This window comes from Acidovorax bellezanensis (genome assembly GCF_025421555.1).
Lineage (GTDB): Bacteria > Pseudomonadota > Gammaproteobacteria > Burkholderiales > Burkholderiaceae_C > Comamonas > Comamonas bellezanensis.
This window is the reverse complement of record NZ_JAODYH010000004.1, coordinates 1-17,734: the sequence shown is the minus strand read 5'-3', so window position 1 is coordinate 17,734 and position 17,734 is coordinate 1. Positions and strand designations below refer to the sequence as shown.

At 66.6% G+C, this 17,734-nt stretch carries 16 protein-coding genes; 10 read left to right on the top strand and 6 right to left on the bottom strand.

Going from position 1 to position 17,734, the window contains the following annotated elements:
- Window positions 1-2: 2 nt before the first annotated feature.
- From N0K08_RS08230 to N0K08_RS08210, 5 genes are all read right to left on the bottom strand, one after another.
- Entirely contained in the window at window positions 3-1,301 is a 1,299-nt protein-coding gene (locus N0K08_RS08230) for an HlyD family secretion protein (protein ID WP_261499706.1), read from the bottom strand.
- Window positions 1,302-1,384: 83 nt separating this feature from the next.
- Window positions 1,385-2,836, bottom strand: a complete 1,452-nt coding sequence (locus N0K08_RS08225) for an efflux transporter outer membrane subunit (protein WP_261499705.1) — start codon at window positions 2,834-2,836, stop codon at window positions 1,385-1,387.
- Between the two features lie 81 nt (window positions 2,837-2,917).
- Complete coding sequence (locus N0K08_RS08220) at window positions 2,918-3,430, bottom strand: MarR family winged helix-turn-helix transcriptional regulator (RefSeq protein WP_261499704.1); 513 nt, start codon at window positions 3,428-3,430, stop codon at window positions 2,918-2,920.
- Window positions 3,431-3,875: 445 nt separating this feature from the next.
- Complete coding sequence (locus N0K08_RS08215) at window positions 3,876-4,598, bottom strand: hypothetical protein (RefSeq protein WP_261499703.1); 723 nt, start codon at window positions 4,596-4,598, stop codon at window positions 3,876-3,878.
- A 59-nt stretch (window positions 4,599-4,657) separates the two neighbouring features.
- The gene (locus N0K08_RS08210; protein ID WP_261499702.1) at window positions 4,658-4,831 is read right to left on the bottom strand and encodes a hypothetical protein; all 174 of its coding nucleotides are present in this window, start codon (window positions 4,829-4,831) and stop codon (window positions 4,658-4,660) included.
- 380 nt (window positions 4,832-5,211) lie between these two features.
- Here N0K08_RS08210 and N0K08_RS08205 point away from each other — a divergent pair, with 380 nt between their 5' ends.
- Entirely contained in the window at window positions 5,212-6,132 is a 921-nt protein-coding gene (locus N0K08_RS08205) for a hypothetical protein (protein WP_261499701.1), read from the top strand.
- Window positions 6,133-6,151: 19 nt separating this feature from the next.
- Here the strand turns inward: N0K08_RS08205 and N0K08_RS08200 are convergent, their stop codons facing one another.
- Window positions 6,152-7,078, bottom strand: coding sequence for a LysR family transcriptional regulator (locus N0K08_RS08200; protein WP_261499700.1), 927 nt, complete (start codon window positions 7,076-7,078; stop codon window positions 6,152-6,154).
- A gap of 109 nt (window positions 7,079-7,187) precedes the next feature.
- Here N0K08_RS08200 and N0K08_RS08195 point away from each other — a divergent pair, with 109 nt between their 5' ends.
- From N0K08_RS08195 to N0K08_RS08155, 9 genes are all read left to right on the top strand, one after another.
- Complete coding sequence (locus tag N0K08_RS08195; protein WP_261499699.1) at window positions 7,188-9,302, top strand: 3-hydroxyacyl-CoA dehydrogenase NAD-binding domain-containing protein; 2,115 nt, start codon at window positions 7,188-7,190, stop codon at window positions 9,300-9,302.
- Between the two features lie 142 nt (window positions 9,303-9,444).
- On the top strand, window positions 9,445-10,626 hold the full coding sequence (locus N0K08_RS08190) for an acetyl-CoA C-acyltransferase (RefSeq protein WP_261499697.1): 1,182 nt from the start codon (window positions 9,445-9,447) through the stop codon (window positions 10,624-10,626).
- A 9-nt stretch (window positions 10,627-10,635) separates the two neighbouring features.
- Entirely contained in the window at window positions 10,636-11,844 is a 1,209-nt protein-coding gene (locus N0K08_RS08185) for an acyl-CoA dehydrogenase family protein (protein WP_261499695.1), read from the top strand.
- Window positions 11,845-11,854: 10 nt separating this feature from the next.
- The gene (locus N0K08_RS08180; protein WP_261499693.1) at window positions 11,855-12,988 is read left to right on the top strand and encodes an acyl-CoA dehydrogenase family protein; all 1,134 of its coding nucleotides are present in this window, start codon (window positions 11,855-11,857) and stop codon (window positions 12,986-12,988) included.
- The gene (locus N0K08_RS08175; RefSeq protein WP_261499691.1) at window positions 12,988-13,800 is read left to right on the top strand and encodes an oxepin-CoA hydrolase, alternative type; all 813 of its coding nucleotides are present in this window, start codon (window positions 12,988-12,990) and stop codon (window positions 13,798-13,800) included. The genes N0K08_RS08180 and N0K08_RS08175 overlap by 1 nt, the downstream gene beginning before the upstream one ends.
- A gap of 23 nt (window positions 13,801-13,823) precedes the next feature.
- Window positions 13,824-15,077, top strand: coding sequence for a CaiB/BaiF CoA transferase family protein (locus N0K08_RS08170; protein ID WP_261499689.1), 1,254 nt, complete (start codon window positions 13,824-13,826; stop codon window positions 15,075-15,077).
- Between the two features lie 77 nt (window positions 15,078-15,154).
- Entirely contained in the window at window positions 15,155-16,162 is a 1,008-nt protein-coding gene (locus N0K08_RS08165) for a Bug family tripartite tricarboxylate transporter substrate binding protein (protein WP_261499687.1), read from the top strand.
- Window positions 16,163-16,169: 7 nt separating this feature from the next.
- Window positions 16,170-17,153, top strand: coding sequence for an NAD(P)H-dependent flavin oxidoreductase (locus N0K08_RS08160; protein WP_261499686.1), 984 nt, complete (start codon window positions 16,170-16,172; stop codon window positions 17,151-17,153).
- Window positions 17,154-17,192: 39 nt separating this feature from the next.
- Window positions 17,193-17,734 (top strand): electron transfer flavoprotein subunit beta/FixA family protein (locus tag N0K08_RS08155; protein ID WP_261499685.1); only part of this gene is annotated, 542 nt, incomplete at its 3' end.

Below are 17,734 nucleotides of genomic sequence, written 5' to 3'. Positions count from 1 at the left end.
CCTTACTGGCCGGCCGCCTGGCTGGTGGCGGACTGGGCGGCGACCGCCGGCAAGGCCTTGAGCGGGGGCAGAACCGCACCGGCGACGATGCGCGCAATGCGCTCATCGGCTTCGGACAGGCCGGTGTCATAGATCGCCGTCGACGCCACGGGCGTGGTGCGTGGCACGCTGGCCAGCATCGCTCCGGGCTCGCCGTCCTGGGCGCGGATATCCACCCGCACTTCCATCGACAGGCCTACGCGCAGCGGGTGGGCATCCAGGTCCTTGGGGTCCAGCGTGATGCGCACCGGCACGCGCTGCACCACCTTGATCCAGTTGCCCGTGGCGTTCTGGGCCGGCAGCAGCGCAAAGGCCGCGCCCGTGCCCGCACCCAGGCCCAGCACCTTGCCGTGGTAGGTGACCTTGTCGCCATAGACGTCGGCCGTGGCTTCCACGCTCTGGCCTATGCGCAGTTCGGCCAGCTGGCTTTCCTTGAAATTGGCGTCCACCCACAGGTCGTGCAGGCCGACCACCGTCATCAGCGGCGCGCCGGCGGCCACGCGCTGGCCCAGTTGCACGCCGCGCTTGGCCACATGGCCTTCCACGGGCGACAGCAGGCGTGTGCGCTGCAGGGCCAGATAGGCTTCACGCACCTTGGCGGCGGCGCGCACCACGTTGGGATGGTCTTGCGGCGTGCTGCCTTCGGTCTGCGCCTCGGCGGCGGTGAGCTGGGCCCGCGCCGCGCGCACGGCGGCCTGGGCCGCGTTGACCGCATTGCGGCTGGACGTGGACTGGGTCAGGGCATGCTCGAACTCTTCCTTGCCCACGGCGCCGGTGGCGACCAGCGGACGGCGGCGGTCCACGTCTTCCTTGGCGCGTGCGGCGTCGGCTTCCAGGCGCTGCAGGTCGGCCTCGCGCAGCGCCACCTGGGCTTGCAGCGGCGCGTTGTTGGCGTAGAGGGTCCGTACGTCACGCACGGTCTGGGCCAACTGGGCTTCAGCCTGGGCCAGAGCGACCAGGGCGTCGGCGGCGTCGAGCTGCAGCAGCAGCTGGCCGGGGCGCACGAAGTCGGTATCGTCGGCGCCGATGCTGATCACGGTGCCGCCGATCTGCGGCGTGATCTGCACCACGTTGCCCGAGGCATAGGCGTTGTCGGTGGTCTGGAAGTTGCGCGCATGCACCCAGTGCCAGCCGCCCCAGCCGATGGCGGCGATGGCGGCGACGGTGGCGATCAGGAGCAGGCCTTTGCGGCGGGCGGGGGGATTGCCGGCGGTCTTGGGAGCGGCGGGAGCGGCGTTGGCGGGCGTTTGGTTGTCGGTCATGGAATCGGCGCTTTGTTATGCAGTAAGTGTTTTTGCGGCCGGGGCAGGCTGGCTGCCCCCAGGTCTGGAAATGGGCGTGCGGTTCAGTGTTGGCTGACCTGCAGTTGGGCGGTGTCGTCGCTCCAGCCGCCGCCCAGGGCCTTCATCAGGCCGATGCGGGTGTCGAGCTGGCGGGCCTGCAGGTCCACCGCCAGGCGGCGCTGGGCGATCACCTGGTTTTCGGTGGTGAGCACCGTCGTCTGGCCGGTCAGCCCGGCGCGGTAGCGCTGCACGGCGAAGTCGTAGGCCTGCTCGGCCTTGGCGACGGATTCGGTTTGCAGCGTCTGCTGGCGGCCCAGCGACTGCACGGAGGCGATGGCGTCGCCGGCTTCCTTGACGGCGTCGAGCACGGCGCCGTTGTACTGGGCGATGGCCGTGTCCAGCTCGGCCTGGCGACCGCGCAGCTGGGCGCGCAGGCGCGTGCCGTCAAAAATCGGCAGGCGCAGCGCGGGCGTCACGCCCATCTGGCGCGAGCTGCCCTTGAGCAACTGGTCCAGACCGATGGAGTTCAGGCCGACGAAAGCCGTGAGGTTGATGTCGGGGTAGAAGTCGGTGCGTGCGCGCTGTATGTCCTGGCCCGCGGCTTCCACGCGCCAGCGCGCGGCCACGACGTCGGGGCGGCGGCCCAGCAGGTCGGAGCCCAGCACTTCGGGAACGTTTTGCAAGGCCAGCTGCTTGAGCTGCGGCTGCAGCCCCTGCTGCGCATCGGGCGCCTGGCCGCACAACACGGCGATGGTGCGCTGGGCCAGGGTGATCTGCTCGCTGAGCATTTCGAGCTGGGTGCGCGCGTCGGGCAGTCCGGCCTGGGCCTGGGTGAGTTCGACCTGGCTGTCCAGGCCGGCGCGGGTGCGCTGCTGGCTCAGGGACAGCAGTTGCTGGCGCTGCTCCAGCGTGCGCTGCGCCACATCGTGCTGGGCCCGCAGGCGGGCCAGCGCCACATAGCTGCGCGCCACCTGGGCGGCGAGCTGGTTGGCGGCGGCGGCGCTGTCGGCCTGGGCCGCACGCGCCTGGCCCAGCGCGGATTCCAGCTCGGCCGCGTGGCGGCCGAAGAAATCGGGCGACCAGCTCAGGCCGGCCTGGATGTTGCCGCTGTCATAGGTGTGGCCGGCGATCGGCGGCGGCACCAGGCCATTGGCGCTGTAGCGCTGGCGCGTGGCGTCCAGCCCCAGGCTGCCATGGACCTGGCCGGCCGTGCTGCTGGCCGTGGCCAGGGCGGCGGCGCGTTCGAAGCGCGCGCGGCTGGCTGCGAGGCTGGGGTTGCCTTGCAAGGCCTGGGCGACCAGTGCGTTCAGCTGGGCGTCGCCCAGAGCGGTCCACCACGCGGCCGTGGGCAGGGCGGCGGCGCCGGGCAGGTCGGTCGCGCCCAGGCCGGCCGCAGTGGGGGTCAACTGGGCCAGCGGTGTGCGGTCCGGGCCGGGCAGGGCGCAGCCCGTGAGAGCGAGCGCAGCACAAAGCGCCAGCAGCCGGGGGCTGGGCGATGAGGGAAATGGATGCATGGCGATGAAGGGGTGAGGGTGCGAGAAAAACAGGGGCGGCCCACGGAAGGGCGGCCCGCGGGCGCGGACAGTGCTGGGTATTCAGCCGTTGGCGGGCGGGGCATTCGGGGCCTGGGCGGCGCGCAGGGCTTCGCCGTTGTGCAGCATGCGCCGCAGCATGCCTATCAGCAGGCGGCATTCGTCGTGGCTGAAACCGCTCAGGTGGGCGTTGAGCACGCTGGCCAGTGCCTGGGGCACCTGGGCGGCGATGGCCCGGCCGGCGTCGGTCAGCACCAGATGCACCACGCGCCTGTCGGTGGTGGAGCGCTCGCGGCGCAGCATGCCCTTGGCTTCCAGCCGGTCCAGCGCGCGCGTGATCGCTCCCGGGTCGCTGCACAGGTCGCGCGCCAGGCTGGCGCTGGTGGTGTCGCTGCTGAGCATCAGCTTGTACAGCGGCAGCCATTGCACATAGGTCAGGTCGTGCACGGCGAGTTCGGCATCGGCCTGCTGCAGGATGGAGCTGAGCACCCGGCGCATCAGAAAGCCCGCGCTCTCGTCGGGCGTGTAGACGCCGGCCTGGTAGTAGTCCGAAGGAGGGAGAGGCGGGCTGGTCATCGACGCGTGTTCAAAAAATTGATTGCCTAGACAACTATTGTTGCTCAAATTATTACAAACACATACATCGAGGCCGTCCACCGGGGATGGCATCAGGGTTTTTAGGGGGGGGGCTGGGCCGGCGGGCACGGGGGCTGCGGCCTGGCGAAGACCGGCCGCTGTCGGGAGGCGTGGCGCCTGGGGTATGAGGGGGATCAAGAGGTCGGGGGAGCGGGCAAGTGCATGCATGACAGGTGCGCGCGGCGCCTGCGTCATCCTGCCGCGAGTTCCAGGCCCAGCTCGGCGGGCATGCCTTGGCGCAGCGCGCCTTTTCCCAGGGCGGCGGAAGCCACCTTGGGGTCGGGCAAGGCCTATGGGGGCCTGAGGGCAGCGTCCAAAGCGTTGCCCCCGGGCGTTCACCCCATTTCTGGGGCTGGAGCTGTCCGACCGCCGATCCGCAGAGGAATCACAAGCCGCAGCCCCATGTCCAGCCGGACGCGCAGGCGCTGTCATATCCCGTCAACAAGGCGGAAATCTCGTCTTGGTGTGTGTAGTAATAGGCCGTTGTCGCCACGACCGCGGCGCCAGTGAGCAGGAAGGATGGGAGATGGCTGCCGGTGGCGGACTCCTGCAGAAGCAGCGGCTCTGGCTTCGATTTCGACGCCGAATCAAAATCCGGCGTCACCTGTTGCCGCTGCTCTTGCTCCGCAACCGGCTGCGACGCCGAGTCCGAGTCCGAGTCCGAGTCCGAGTCCGAGTCCGAGTCCGAGTCCGAGTCCGAGTCCGAGTCCGAATCCGAATCCGAATCCGAGTCCGAGTCCGGGTCCGGGTCCGGGTCCGGGTCCGAGTCCGGATCCGCGTCCGAGCCTGGGCCCGAGTCCGGACCGGAGTCAGGGTCCGAGCCTGGGCCTGAGCACGGGCCTGAGACGTAGTCTTCATCCGGGTCCAAGTCCAGGCCTGCACCAATTGTCTGGATCGTTTCCATCTTCGGTGCCCATGCCGAGTCGGAGTCGGAGTCGGACTCTGCCTCTGCCTCTGCCTCTGCCTGCGTATGCCGCTCTTGCTCTTCCTCCAGCTCCTCCTTCAGGCGCTGCAGTGTTTCGCGCAACTGTTTCGTTGTCGCATCCAACTGCTTCTGGGTGTCCTTCTGTTGCAGGCCGACCTCCTTGCTCTGCGCTTTCAGCGTCAAAAGCTGCGCCTTCAGCGCCTTCTCCTCTTGCTGCCGAGCATCCGGATGATCCGGCCGCTCTAGCCAATACAGCCGAGCCGCCCCGCCACCTGGTCCGCCATGGTCGTCTGTTGTTGCCGTTGATGTTTCAGCTCTTCCTGCAGCAACTGTAACTTGACGGTCTCAAGGGTCAGAAGTTGCGGCGCAAGCGCCGTTTGCTTCCTCGGCTGGGTTTTTGTTTCGTTGCGGCTCATGGTGATTTAAAGAAATCAAGGGTTTAAAAAATGTCCAGACCGGTCATCTCAGCCCAGTGGCTGGACACCGACGCAGTCAGGTCCGCTGCTCGCAGCGACCAGAACTACAATAGGTTGCATGATTGATTTGGCTATCAATCATTTACTTTAAATAGCATGCGACTATCATTATGTAGGATTGCACCCCGTAAAGAGGGCTGCCTGGCGGCGGGCAAGTGGGCCTGGCGCGGTGCGAAGGAGATCGAGAGGCCGTGGGAGCGGGTCAAGTGCATGAATGACAGGCCCGGGGCGGTGGAACCAAGTGGGCGCAGGTGTTACGAAACCACATCTGCTGCTTCAGCAGTGAGCTTTGCCTGGCTTCAATTCATGAAAGGTCTGCAGTGAATCCGACACAGAGCCAATCTCTGGGCAGCACCAGTCCCGCGGCGCTGGGCAGCGTCGACGCCGGGGATGAATGGGACGACGCTTTTCAGCAGGAAGATGTGGATTTCAAGTGTGCCGAAACCGAACTGGCAATGTCGCGGCTGTTCGACGCCAAGACTGTGACCTACCAATCGGCGAGCAGCGCATTGAAAGCGGAGTTGAAGGACCGGGTGATGGCGGGCGAGCCGCACCACAATCCGACCGAATTCCTGCGATTCATCGTGAAGCACACGAATCCCAGCAAAGTGCTGTTCTCCTGGAAGAACCTGCTGGCGGCGATCGCCGACTGTGCCAGGCAGCTGTCGCTGTCGCCTCTGGTCAATGTCGTGCTGTCGCAAAACTGCGTGCATTGCGCGCGTGCCGTCGATCAGACATTGCGCCTGGCGTTTTCGCACAAGGCCGGCGCTGGCGCGCAGATGGATCTGCTGCAAGTCAATCAGCGAAAAATGGGCGAGTTCTATGAGATCTGCGGCATGGACCGGTTGCAGAACTTTTCCAGCAAGCCCAACGATGGCGGCCAGTACCTGGAGCAATTGCAAGGCATTGTCCGTCCCGGGCAGCTCGCCTGCATTTCGGTGCCCGTCACTTCGGCGCTGGGGGCATTCGGGCATGCGATGAATATCGTCAATATGGGGCCGGCGGAACAAGGCGGCCAGGACCGGGTGTTCGTGCTGTGCGGGCAAAGCGGCAAGGTCTTTGACCTGTTGAAAGATACGGATGTGGCGGATTTTCTGGCGCGCCACACCTGCAGCGATCCGGACAACGACGGCAACGTGTTCTTCACGCCGCCGCAGGCCATGGACAGCGGGGCAGCGGACGCCGCCGCTGCGGTCTCGCCGGGCGAGCAGGGCCCCCCGCTGGGCACCGCGCTGGCCTGAGGCGCGCGCCGGCCGAGGCTCAGTCGCTGGCCGCGGCTTCCGGCAAGGCCGGGTCCGAACCGGGCCGGGCGCGGGCCAGCAGGTAATCGATGCAGGTGCGCACGGCGCGCGTCTGGTGGCGCTGGGGCATGTAGAGCAGGTACATCTGGTTGCCGAAGATGCTCAGGCGCCATTCGTCCAGCGTGGTCAGCACTTCGCCGCTGGCCACGGCGTCCTGCATCACATAGTCCGGCACCAGGCCCACGCCCAGGCCGGCCAGGATGCCTTGGCGCAGAAACGGGAAATGCTCGGAAATCAGCGTCGGCTCCAGCGTCACTTCCTCGCGCAATGTGCCCTGGTAGGCGCGCAGGCGCAGCTGGCGGCCGACCACGCCGGCCGTGATCAGCGGCGCGCTGCGCAGCGCTTCGAGCTGGGTGGGCAGGCCGTGGGTCTGGGCATAGGCGCGGGATGCGCAGGCGATGTAGCGCACCCGGCCCAGGTCGCGCGCCACCAGCGTCGGCGGTGGCTCGGGCATGACGCGCACGGCGATGTCCACGTCGTCGCGGATCAGGTCGTCGACCCGGTTCTCGAACAGCACGTCGAGCACGATGCCCGGGTACAGGCGCTTGAAGTCGATCAGCCAGTCGGACATCACCAGCTGGCCGTAGCCGCTGGGCACGCTCAGGCCCACGCGGCCTTGCAGGCCCTGGCCCAGCATGGTGATGGTTTCGCGCGCGGCCAGCATTTCGTTCTGGATGGCGCGGCCATGGGCGTACAGGCGCAGGCCGACTTCGGTGGGCTCGACCCGGCGCGTGGTGCGGCGCACCAGTTGCACGCCCACCGATTTCTCCAGCTGGGTCAGGTGGTAGCTGACATTGGCGCGCGTCATTTTGAGGTTGCGCGCGGCCTGGCTGAGGTTGCCGGCATCCAGAATGTCTACCAGTACGGTGAGGGACGTCAGTTCCATGGATGTTTGTCAAAAATTGTTTGACAGTCTGTCAATGATTGATGTAATTGTCAAGATTGTTTGGCGGCTTCACAATCGGCGATTCACTTGCCATTCTGGAGAATCGTCCATGGGCGCTGCCCCCCTCGCTTCCGCTGTCACTACTGTCCGCACGGGCGCCATCTTGGTCGTGACGATTAACAACCCCCCAGTCAATGCTTTGGGCCAGGCCGTGCGCCAGGGCCTGGCCGCTGCCATGCAGCAGGCCGAAGCCGATGACGCCGTCGCCGCCGTGCTGCTGGTGGCTGCCGGCAAGGCCTTCATCGCCGGCGCGGACATCCGCGAGTTCGGCAAGCCTGCCGTGCCGCCGTCGCTGCCCGAAGTCTGCCGCAGCATGGAAGAATGTTCCAAGCTGGTGGTCGCCGCCATCCATGGCGCCGCTCTGGGCGGTGGCCTGGAAGTGGCCATGTCGGCCCATTACCGCCTGGCCTTGCCGGGTGCCAAGCTGGGTCTGCCCGAAGTGCTGCTGGGCCTGTTGCCCGGCTCGGGCGGCACGCAGCGCGCGCCGCGCCTGATGGGCGTCAAGGCCGCCACCGAGCTGATGCTCAGCGGCAAGCAACTGGGTGCCAAAGCCGCACTGCAGGCCGGTCTGGTCGACCGCCTGGCCGAAGGCGACGACGCCCTGGCCGCCGGTCTGGCCTATGCCAACGAATTGCTGGCGCAAAAAGCCCCCCTGCGCCGCACGCGCGACATCGCCATTGCCGACCCGGCAGCGGCCCTGGCCGAGCTGGAGCAGCTCAAGGCCGAGACCGCCAAGAAGAGCCGCGGCCTGTTCTCGCCGCTGAAGATCATCGAATGCGTGCAAGCCGCCGTGCAGCAGCCGTTCGACCAGGGCCTGGCCACGGAGCGCGCCCTGTTCCTGGAATGCCTGGACAGCCCGCAGCGCGCAGGCCTGGTCCACGCCTTCTTCGCCGAACGCGAAGTGGCCAAGATTCCTGAAGCCAAGCTGGCCGCGCCACGCCCGTTCTCCACGATTGCCGTGATCGGCGGCGGCACCATGGGCGCGGGCATCACCGTCTCGGCCCTGGACGCGGGCTTCGCCGTGACCATGATCGAGCGCGATGCCGAGTCCATCGCGCGCGGCCAGGCCAACGTGGAAAAGGTCTACAACGGCCTGATCGCCAAGGGCCGCATGACGCCTGAAGCCAAGGCCGCCATCATGGCGCGCTACACGCCCACGACCCGCTACGAAGACATCGCCCAGGTGGATCTGGTGATCGAAGCCGTGTTCGAGGACCTGGAAGTCAAGAAGGCCGTGTTCCGCGAGCTGGACCGTGTCTGCAAGAGCGGCGCCGTGCTGGCCACCAACACGTCCTACCTGGACATCGACGCCATCGCCGACGCGACCAAGCGTCCGCAGGACGTGATCGGTCTGCACTTCTTCAGCCCGGCCAACATCATGAAGCTGTTGGAAATCGTCGTGCCGTCCAAGGTCAGCCCCGACGTGGTGGCCACGGCCTTCGAACTCGCCAAGAAGCTCAAGAAGGTGCCGGTGCGCGCCGGTGTCTGCGACGGCTTCATCGGCAACCGCATCCTGGCGGTGTACAAGCAGGCCGCCGACTTCATCATGGAAGACGGTGCCAGCCCTTACGAAATCGACGCCGCCGTGCGCGCTTTCGGCTACCCCATGGGCCCTTTCCAGGTCACCGACCTGGCCGGCGGCGACATCGGCTGGGCGACGCGCAAGCGCCGCGCCGCCACGCGCAACCCGCTGGCCCGCTACGTGGAAGTGGCTGACCGCATCTGCGAACGCGGCTGGTACGGCCAGAAGACGGGCCGGGGCTTTTACCTCTACCCCGAAGGCGTGCGCGTGGGCCAGAACGACCCCGAAGTGCTGGCCATCGTCGATGCCGAGCGCGCCAAGAAGGGCGTGACGCCACGTGCCTTCACCCAGGAAGAGATCCTGCGCCGCTACATGGCGGCCATGGTCAACGAAGGCGCCAAGGTGGTGGCCGAAGGCATCGCCCTGCGTCCGCTGGACGTGGACGTGACCTTTGTCGCCGGCTACGGCTTCCCGCGCCACCGCGGCGGTCCGATGAAGTGGGCCGATATGCAAGGCCTGCCGTCCATCCTGGCCGACATCGAAGCCTTTGCCAAGGAAGACCCGCTGTTCTGGCAGCCCGCACCGCTGCTGGTGCAACTGGTCAAGGAAGGCCGCAACTTCGACAGCCTGAACCAAGGCTGAGTGAAGACCACCCACGGCGTTCGTCCTGAGCTTGTCGAAGGAAGAGCGCGGTGGGCCGATGACATTTTGAATTAGAGCTGGCGCTGCGCTGCCCCCAAGGGCGGTGCAGACGCCACGCCACCCAACCAAAGAGACAATCATCATGCGTGAAGCCGTAATCGTATCCACCGCCCGCACTCCGCTGACCAAGTCACACCGCGGCGAGTTCAATGTCACGCCGGCTGCCCAGCTGGCCGCGTTTTCCGTCAAGGCGGCCGTCGAGCGTTCGGGCGTGGACCCCGAAATGTTCGAAGACCTGATCCTGGGCTGCGGCAACCCCGACGGCTTCCAGGGCCGCAACCTGGGCCGCCAGACCGTGCTGCGCGCGGGCCTGCCGCTGTCGGTCGCGGGCACCACGATCACGCGCTTTTGCGCTTCGGGCCTGCAATCCATCGCCATCGCCGCGGGCCGCATCGTCGCCGAAGGCGTTCCCGCCATGCTGGCCGGCGGTGTGGAAACCATCTCCGGCCTGCGCCCGGGCAACAACCTGCCGGGCGACATGGACCCGTGGCTGCTGGCGAACAAGCCCGAGCTATACATGGCCATGATCGATACGGCCGACGTGGTGGCCCACCGCTACGGCATCAGCCGCGAAGACCAGGATGCGTTCTCGCTGCTGAGCCAGCAGCGCACGGCCGCCGCCCAGGAAAAGGGCCTGTTCGACGACGAAATCATTGCCTGCGCCACGCGCATGGCCGAGAAGAACAAGGAAACCGGCGAAGTCACGCTGCGCGACGTGGTCGCCACCAAGGACAACTGCAACCGCGCCAGCACCACCCTGGAAGGCCTGGCCAAGCTCGAGCCCGTCAAGGGCGCCGGCCAGTTCATCACCGCGGGCAATGCCTCGCAGCTGTCCGACGGCTCGTCGGCCAGCGTGCTGATGGAAGCCAAGGAAGCCGAGCGCCTGGGTCTGCAACCCCTGGGTGCTTTCCGCGGCTTTGCCGTGGCCGGTTGCGAGCCCGACGAAATGGGCATCGGCCCGGTGTTCGCCGTGCCCAAGCTGCTGGCGCGCCACGGCCTCAAGGTCGAGGACATCGATCTGTGGGAAATGAACGAAGCCTTCGCTTCCCAGGCCTTGTACTGCCAGCGCCGCCTGGGCATTCCTTCGGAACGCCTGAACGTCAACGGCGGCGCGATCTCCATCGGCCACCCATTCGGCATGACGGGCGCACGCCTGGTCGGCCATCTGCTGCTCGAAGGCCGTCGCCGCAAGGCCAAGTACGGCGTGGTCACGATGTGCATTGCCGGCGGCATGGGCGCTGCCGGCCTGTTTGAGATTTACTGAGAACACCCCATGGATCTGAATTTCACTCCCCAAGAGGAAGCCTTCCGCGCTGAAGTGCAGGGCTTTCTGAAAGACAAGCTGCCCAAGGAGCTGGCTGCCAAGGTCAAGGCCGGTCAGCGCCTGAGCAAGGGCGACCAGGAAAACTGGCAAGCCCTGCTCAACGAGCGCGGCTGGTTCGCCAACCACTGGCCTGAAGAATGCGGCGGTCCGGGCTGGAGCCCGGTGCAGAAGTTCATCTTCGACAACGAGTGCGCTGTCGCGGGTGCGCCGCGCATCGTGCCGTTCGGCGTCAACATGCTGGGCCCGGTGCTGATCAAGTACGGCAACGAAGCGCAAAAGAGCTACTGGCTGCCGCGCATTCTGAGCGGTGCCGACTGGTGGTGCCAGGGCTACTCCGAGCCCGGTTCGGGTTCGGATCTGGCTTCGGTCAAGACCACGGCTCAGCGCGGTGTCGACGCCCAAGGCGATCACTACATCGTCAACGGCCAGAAGACCTGGACCACCCAGGGCCAGCACGCCAACATGATTTTCTGCCTGGTGCGCACCGACAAGAGCGTGCGTCCCCAGTCGGGCATCAGCTTCCTGCTGGTCGACATGAACACGCCCGGCGTGGAAATCCGCCCCATCCGCACGCTGGACGGCGACCGCGAAGTCAACGAAGTCTTCTTCACCGACGTGCGCGTGCCGGCCGAGAACCTGGTGGGCGAAGAGAACAAGGGCTGGACTTACGCCAAGTACCTGCTGACCTATGAGCGCACCGGCATCGCCGGCGTGGGCTTCTCGGTGGCCGGTCTGGAAAAGCTCAAGGCCGTGGCCAGCCGCGCGCAGCGCAACGGCAAGCCGCTGGACCAGGACCCGCAGTTCGCGGCCCGCATGGCCAAGGTCGAGATCGACCTGGAAAACATGAAGACCACCAACCTGCGCGTGATCGCGGCCGTGGCCGGTGGCGGCGTGCCGGGCGCGGAAAGCTCCATGCTCAAGATCCGTGGCACCGAGATCCGCCAGGAAATCCTGTCGTTGATCCGCCGCGCCATGGGCCCGTACGCGCTGCCGTTCACGGACGAAGCCCAGTACGCCGGCTATGCCGAGGCTCCCGTGGGCCCGGCCGAAGCAGCCACGGCTGCAGCCAACTACTTCAACTACCGCAAGCTGTCGATTTTCGGCGGCTCCAACGAAATCCAGAAGAACATCATCTCCAAGATGATCCTGGGCCTGTGAGATTGTTGCGATGAACTTTGAACATAGCGAAGACCGCCGGATGCTGGCGGACACCCTGGACCGTTTCGTGGCCGAGCAATACGGCTTTGAAACGCGCAACGCCATTGCCTATGGCGACGTCGGCATGGCGCCGGCCCTGTGGAACCAGTTTGCCGAGCTGGGCGCCATCGGCGCGCTGTTCCCCGAAGCCGACGGCGGCTTTGGTGGCGCGGGCTTTGATGTCGCCGTGGTGTTCGAATCCCTGGGCCGCGGCCTGGTGGTCGAGCCTTTCCTGGGTGCCTTGATGGTCGGTCGCGCCCTGGTCGCGGCCGGCACGGAGGCGCAAAAAGAGCGTATCGCCAGCCTGATCGACGGCTCCGCCATCGCCGCCCTGGCCCACGATGAGCCGGGCAGCCATTACGAGCTGTCCCGCGTCGCCACGCGTGCGCTGCGCAATGACGGCGGCTGGAAGCTGTCGGGCGCCAAGGCCGTGGTGGTGCAGGGCGAACACGCCCAACTGCTCTTGGTGTCGGCCCGCACGGGCGGCGAAGTGGACAGCGAGGACGGCATTTCGCTGTTCCTGGTACCCGCCGATGCCGCTGGCGTTGTGCTGCGCGGCATGGGCCGCATGGACGGCGGCCGCGTGGCCGAAGTCACGCTGAACGACGTGCAAGTGGGCGCCGACGCGCTGCTGGGCGCTGAAGGCCAGGGCTTTGCCACGCTGGAACTGGCCCAGGCCTGGGGCCTGCTGGCACTGTGCGCCGAAGCGCTGGGCGCGATGGAAGTCGCCAAGCGCGACACGCTGGAATACCTGCAGACGCGCAAGCAGTTCGGCGTGGTGATCGGCAGCTTCCAGGCCTTGCAGCACCGCATGGCCGATCTGCTGCTGGAAATCGAGCAATCGCGCTCGGCCGTGATCAATGCGGCCGCGGCCATGGACGCCGACCGCAGCACGCGCGAACGCGCACTGTCCGCCGCCAAGTACACCATCGGCCGCATCGGCACGCTGGTCTCGGAAGAAAGCATCCAGATGCACGGCGGCATCGGCATGACCTGGGAACTGCCCTTGTCGCACTACGCCAAGCGCCTGGTCATGATCGACCACCAACTGGGTGACGAAGACCACCATCTGGCGCGCTTCATGGCGCTGGGACGGGGCGCCTGATGAGCGACGCGAACAACGCCCCCCTGATCAGCCGCCGCGAAGGCGCGGTGCTGGTGCTGTCCAACAACAACCCGGCCGCGCGCAATGCGCTGTCGCCCGGCTTCTATGCGGCCTTCACCGAGGCGCTGCAGGCCGCACAAAATGACCCCACCGTGGGCGCCATCGTGCTCACCGGCGAAGGCGGCCATTTCTGCGCGGGCGGCGACTTGCGCCAACTGGCCAAGCGCCGCGACCTGCCCGAAGCAGACCGCCGCGCCAAGCTCGAAGGCCTGCACGACCTGGTGCGCGCGGTGCGCGACTGCCCCAAGCCGGTGATTGCCGCCGTCGAAGGCGCGGCGGCCGGCGCGGGCCTGTCGCTGGCCCTGGCCTGCGATATGCTCGTGGCGGCGCGCAACGCCGTGTTCTCGGTGGCCTATGTCAAGGTCGGGCTCACGCCCGATGGCGGCGCCACGGCTTTCCTGGCGGAGTTCGTTTCGCGCCAGGTGCTGACCGAGCTGTGCCTGACGGGTGAACGCATCTCCGGCGAGCGTCTGCACGCCCTGGGTCCGGTCAACCGTCTGGCCGAGCCCGGCCAGGCATTGGCGCAGGCGCTGGTCCTGGCCGAACAGCTGGCCAGCGGACCCGACCAGGCCATGGCGAGCATCAAGGCATTGTGCCGCGAGGCCTACGGCAACACGCTGGAAGAGCAGCTGGAGCAGGAAGCCTTGCGCATGGTGCGCGCGCAGGCGACCGAGGAATCACGCGAAGGCATGGCGGCCTTCCTGGAAAAACGTACGCCGGATTTCACGCAGCTGCGCCAGTCGCGCGTCTGAACCCCGGCAAGGAGACAAAAAACATGAACGACAAAACGACCACCACTTCCCAGTCCGCTGAAGACGGTATGGACTTTCCGCTCGAAGGCGTACGCGTGCTTGATCTGTCGCGCGTGTTTGCCGGCCCCATGTGCGGCATGGTGCTGGCCGACTTCGGCGCCGAAGTCATCAAGGTGGAGCACCCCGAACGCGGCGACGACACGCGCGACTGGGGCATGCGCATCGGCAAGACCGAGACCACCTACTACAACGCCATGAACCGCAACAAGCGGTCCGTGACGGTGGATCTGCAATCGCCCGAAGGGCTGAAGATCATCCACGAGCTGCTGCCCCAGTGCGACGTGGTGATCCACAATTTCAAGACCGGCGGCGCCGAGAAGCTGGGCCTGGGCTACGAGCAGCTCAAGGCCCTCAAGCCCGGCCTGGTCTACTGCGCCATCGCCGGCTACAACAGCGCCGGCTCCGAAGCCAAGCGCCCCGGCTACGACCTGGTGATCCAGGGCGAGTCGGGCCTGATGGCCATCAATGGCGAAGCCCAGCAGCCGCCGCTCAAATTCGGCGTGGCCGTGGTCGACCTGATGACCGGCATGTATGCCGCCCAGGCCGTGCTGGCCGCGCTGTTCCGCCGTGAACGCACGGGCAAGGGCCGCTTGATCGAGATGGCGCTGTATGACTGCGGCATCTCGGTCACGGGTTACTACGGCCTGGACGCCATGCAGCTGGGCCATGACCCCAAGCGCTACGGCAACTCCCATCCCTCCATCGTGCCTTACGGCATGTTCGAGGCCGTCGACGGCCCGCTGATCATTGCCGTGGGCAACAACCAGCAGTTCGAACGCTTTTGCAACCAGGTGCTGATGCGCCCCGACATTCTGCAAGACGCGCAGTTCGCCAGCAACGTGGAGCGCGCCAAGAACCGCTCGGCGCTGCTGCCGCTGCTGGTGGAGCTGATTCGCGGCCTGCCGCGCGACCTGCTGATAGAGCGCATGGCCGTGCACGGCATTCCCTGCGGCAAGGTCGCGGGACTGCACGAGGCCTTGACCAGCGAGCGCACCCGCGAAGGCGGCCTGATGCAGGAAATGCCCCATCCGGTGGCGGGCAGCACCCATGTGTTCGCGCCGCCTTATCGCCTCGACGGCCAGCGCCTGCCGATCCGCAAGGCGCCGCCCACGCTGGGCGAAGGCACGAAGGACGTGCTGCAGAAACTGCTGCAGCTGTCCGAGTCGGAACTTCTGGCCCTGCAGGCCAAGGGCGTGCTGACGCTGCCCACGGCCTGAGGCCGGGCCTGCGCCGACCCTCCAGCTGCCCGTGGCGGCTGGAGCCTTTTCAAACCAATAAAGAGACAGAGACAATCATGAGCCCACATGGCATCAACGCCCTGGCGCGCGGCACGCGGCGCACCCTTCTGGCCCTGGCGGTCGCACCGCTGTTGATCGGCGGCGCCTTCGCGCAACAGCCGGCCTGGCCCGCCAAGATGGTCAAGATCATCGTGCCGTTCCCCGCGGGCGGCCCCACGGACACGGCTTCGCGCATCGTCGGCCAGAAGCTGGGCGAGCGCCTCAAGCAGACCGTGCTGGTCGAAAACCGCCCCGGCGCTTCTGGCTCCATCGCCGCGGCCCAGGTCTCCAAGAGCCCGGCCGACGGCTATACGCTGGTCATGCTGGCCACGCCCACGCTGCTGGCACCGCATCTGTACAAGACCGCGGGCTACGACACCGTCAAGGACTTCGCGCCCGTGGCCACGGTCTATGACCTGCCCATCGTGGTGGTGGTCAACCCCAAGCTGCTGCCTGAAGTCACCGACCTCAAGAGCCTGATCGCCCACGCCAAGACGCAGAAGACCGCGCTCAACTACACCAGCTCCGGCGCGGGCAGCTTCGGCCACCTGAGCATGGAACTGCTCAAGCAGATGGCCGGCTTCGAGATGCAGCATGTGCCCTACAAGGGCGGCACGCCGGCCATCACCGACACCATCGGCGGCCAGGTGCCCATCATGTACGCCGACCTGGTCGCCGCGCTGCCGCACATCCAGGCCGGCAAGCTGCGCGCCATCGCCGTGGGCTCGCCCCAGCGCGTGACCATGCTGCCCGACGTCAAGACCATTGCCGAACAAGGCATCAAGGGCTACGACGCCGTGTCCTGGGGCGGCCTGCTCGCCCCGCAGGGCACGCCCAAGCCGGTGGTCGACCGCATCGCCAACGAAGTCAAGCTCATCCTGGCCGATCCCGAGATCCAGAGCCGTTTGCTCAACGCCGGCGCCATCGCCCATTTCCAGTCGCCCGCCGAGATGGGCCAGCGCATCCAGCAGGACTACACCCGCTGGGGCCAGCTGATCCGCGACAAACACATTGCTTCGGAGTGATCTGCACATGAAGACCCGCATCACAGAGCTGTTCGGCATCGAGCACCCCATCATCCAGGGCGGCATGCACCATGTGGGCCTGGCCGAGCTGGCCGCGGCCGTGTCCAACGCCGGCGGTCTGGGCATCATCACCGGCCTGACGCAGCGCACGCCCGAGCTGCTGGCGCGCGAAATCGCGCGTTGCCGCGCCATGACGGACAAACCTTTCGGCGTGAACCTCACGTTCCTGCCTTCGGTGAACCCGCCCGACTACCCCGGCTATGTCCGGGCCATCATCGACGGCGGCGTGAAGATCGTCGAGACCGCAGGTAACAACCCGCAAAAATGGATGCCAGCGCTCAAGGAGGCCGGCATCAAGGTCATCCACAAGTGCACTTCCGTGCGCCATGCGCTCAAGGCGCAGGCCATTGGCTGCGACGCGATCAGCGTCGACGGCTTTGAATGCGGCGGCCACCCCGGCGAAGACGATGTGCCCAACTTCATCCTGCTGCCGCGCGCGGCCGATGAGCTGAAGATTCCTTTCGTCGCTTCGGGCGGCATGGCCGACGGCCGCTCGCTGGTGGCGGCCCTGGCGCTGGGCGCCGAAGGCATCAACATGGGTACGCGCTTCATTGCCACGCAGGAAGCGCCCGTGCACGACAACGTCAAGCAGGCCATTGTCGCGGCCAGCGAGCTGGACACCCGCCTGGTCATGCGCTCGCTGCGCAACACCGAGCGCGTGCTGACCAACGACGCCGTCGAGCGCCTGATCGCCAAGGAGCGCGCACTCGGTGCGGCGCTCACATTCGAGGACATCCTGCCCGAAGTGGCAGGCGTTTATCCGCGCATCATGCAGCAAGGCGAGATGCAGGCCGGTGCCTGGTCCTGCGGCATGGTCGCGGGCCTGATCAACGATGTGCCCACTGTCGAGCAATTGATCAACAGCATCATGGCCCAGGCCCACGCGCTCATCAGCGCACGGCTGGCCTCCATGCTGCAACCGACGGCCTAGAGCCGTCCTTTTCAAAACCCCATTGGAGAACCTCTTTCCATGAAAATCATCGTCCCAGTCAAACGCGTGGTCGACTACAACGTCAAGGTCCGCGTCAAGTCCGACGGCACAGGCGTGGATATCGCCAACGTCAAGATGAGCATGAACCCGTTTGATGAAATCGCCGTCGAAGAAGCCGTGCGTCTCAAGGAAAAGGGCGCTGCGACCGAAGTCATCGCCGTCTCCTGCGGCGTGACCCAGTGCCAGGAAACCCTGCGCACCGCCATGGCCATCGGCGCCGACCGCGCCATCCATGTGCTGACCGACGTCGAACTCCAGCCCCTGGCCGTGGCCAAGCTGCTCAAGGCCCTGGTCGACAAGGAACAACCCGGTCTCGTGATCCTGGGCAAGCAGGCCATCGATGACGACGCGAATCAGACGGGGCAAATGCTCGCGGCCTTAGCCAAGCTGCCCCAAGCCACGTTCGCTTCCAAGGTGGAAGTCGCTGGCGACAAGGCTGGCGCGCCCCGAGTCAATGTGACGCGCGAAATCGACGGTGGCCTGGAAACCCTGGCCCTGTCGATGCCCGCCGTGATCACCAC

Excerpts from the sequence above, each read along its gene's own strand:
- N0K08_RS08230 (WP_261499706.1), bottom strand. The coding sequence starts at position 1,301 with ATGACCGACAACCAAACGCCCGCCAACGCCGCTCCCGCCGCTCCCAAG.
- N0K08_RS08225 (WP_261499705.1), bottom strand. The coding sequence starts at position 2,836 with ATGCATCCATTTCCCTCATCGCCCAGCCCCCGGCTGCTGGCGCTTTGT.
- N0K08_RS08220 (WP_261499704.1), bottom strand. The coding sequence starts at position 3,430 with ATGACCAGCCCGCCTCTCCCTCCTTCGGACTACTACCAGGCCGGCGTC.
- N0K08_RS08210 (WP_261499702.1), bottom strand. The coding sequence starts at position 4,831 with ATGAGCCGCAACGAAACAAAAACCCAGCCGAGGAAGCAAACGGCGCTT.
- N0K08_RS08200 (WP_261499700.1), bottom strand. The coding sequence starts at position 7,078 with ATGGAACTGACGTCCCTCACCGTACTGGTAGACATTCTGGATGCCGGC.
- N0K08_RS08195 (WP_261499699.1), top strand. The coding sequence starts at position 7,188 with ATGGGCGCTGCCCCCCTCGCTTCCGCTGTCACTACTGTCCGCACGGGC.
- N0K08_RS08190 (WP_261499697.1), top strand. The coding sequence starts at position 9,445 with ATGCGTGAAGCCGTAATCGTATCCACCGCCCGCACTCCGCTGACCAAG.
- N0K08_RS08185 (WP_261499695.1), top strand. The coding sequence starts at position 10,636 with ATGGATCTGAATTTCACTCCCCAAGAGGAAGCCTTCCGCGCTGAAGTG.
- N0K08_RS08180 (WP_261499693.1), top strand. The coding sequence starts at position 11,855 with ATGAACTTTGAACATAGCGAAGACCGCCGGATGCTGGCGGACACCCTG.
- N0K08_RS08175 (WP_261499691.1), top strand. The coding sequence starts at position 12,988 with ATGAGCGACGCGAACAACGCCCCCCTGATCAGCCGCCGCGAAGGCGCG.
- N0K08_RS08170 (WP_261499689.1), top strand. The coding sequence starts at position 13,824 with ATGAACGACAAAACGACCACCACTTCCCAGTCCGCTGAAGACGGTATG.
- N0K08_RS08165 (WP_261499687.1), top strand. The coding sequence starts at position 15,155 with ATGAGCCCACATGGCATCAACGCCCTGGCGCGCGGCACGCGGCGCACC.
- N0K08_RS08160 (WP_261499686.1), top strand. The coding sequence starts at position 16,170 with ATGAAGACCCGCATCACAGAGCTGTTCGGCATCGAGCACCCCATCATC.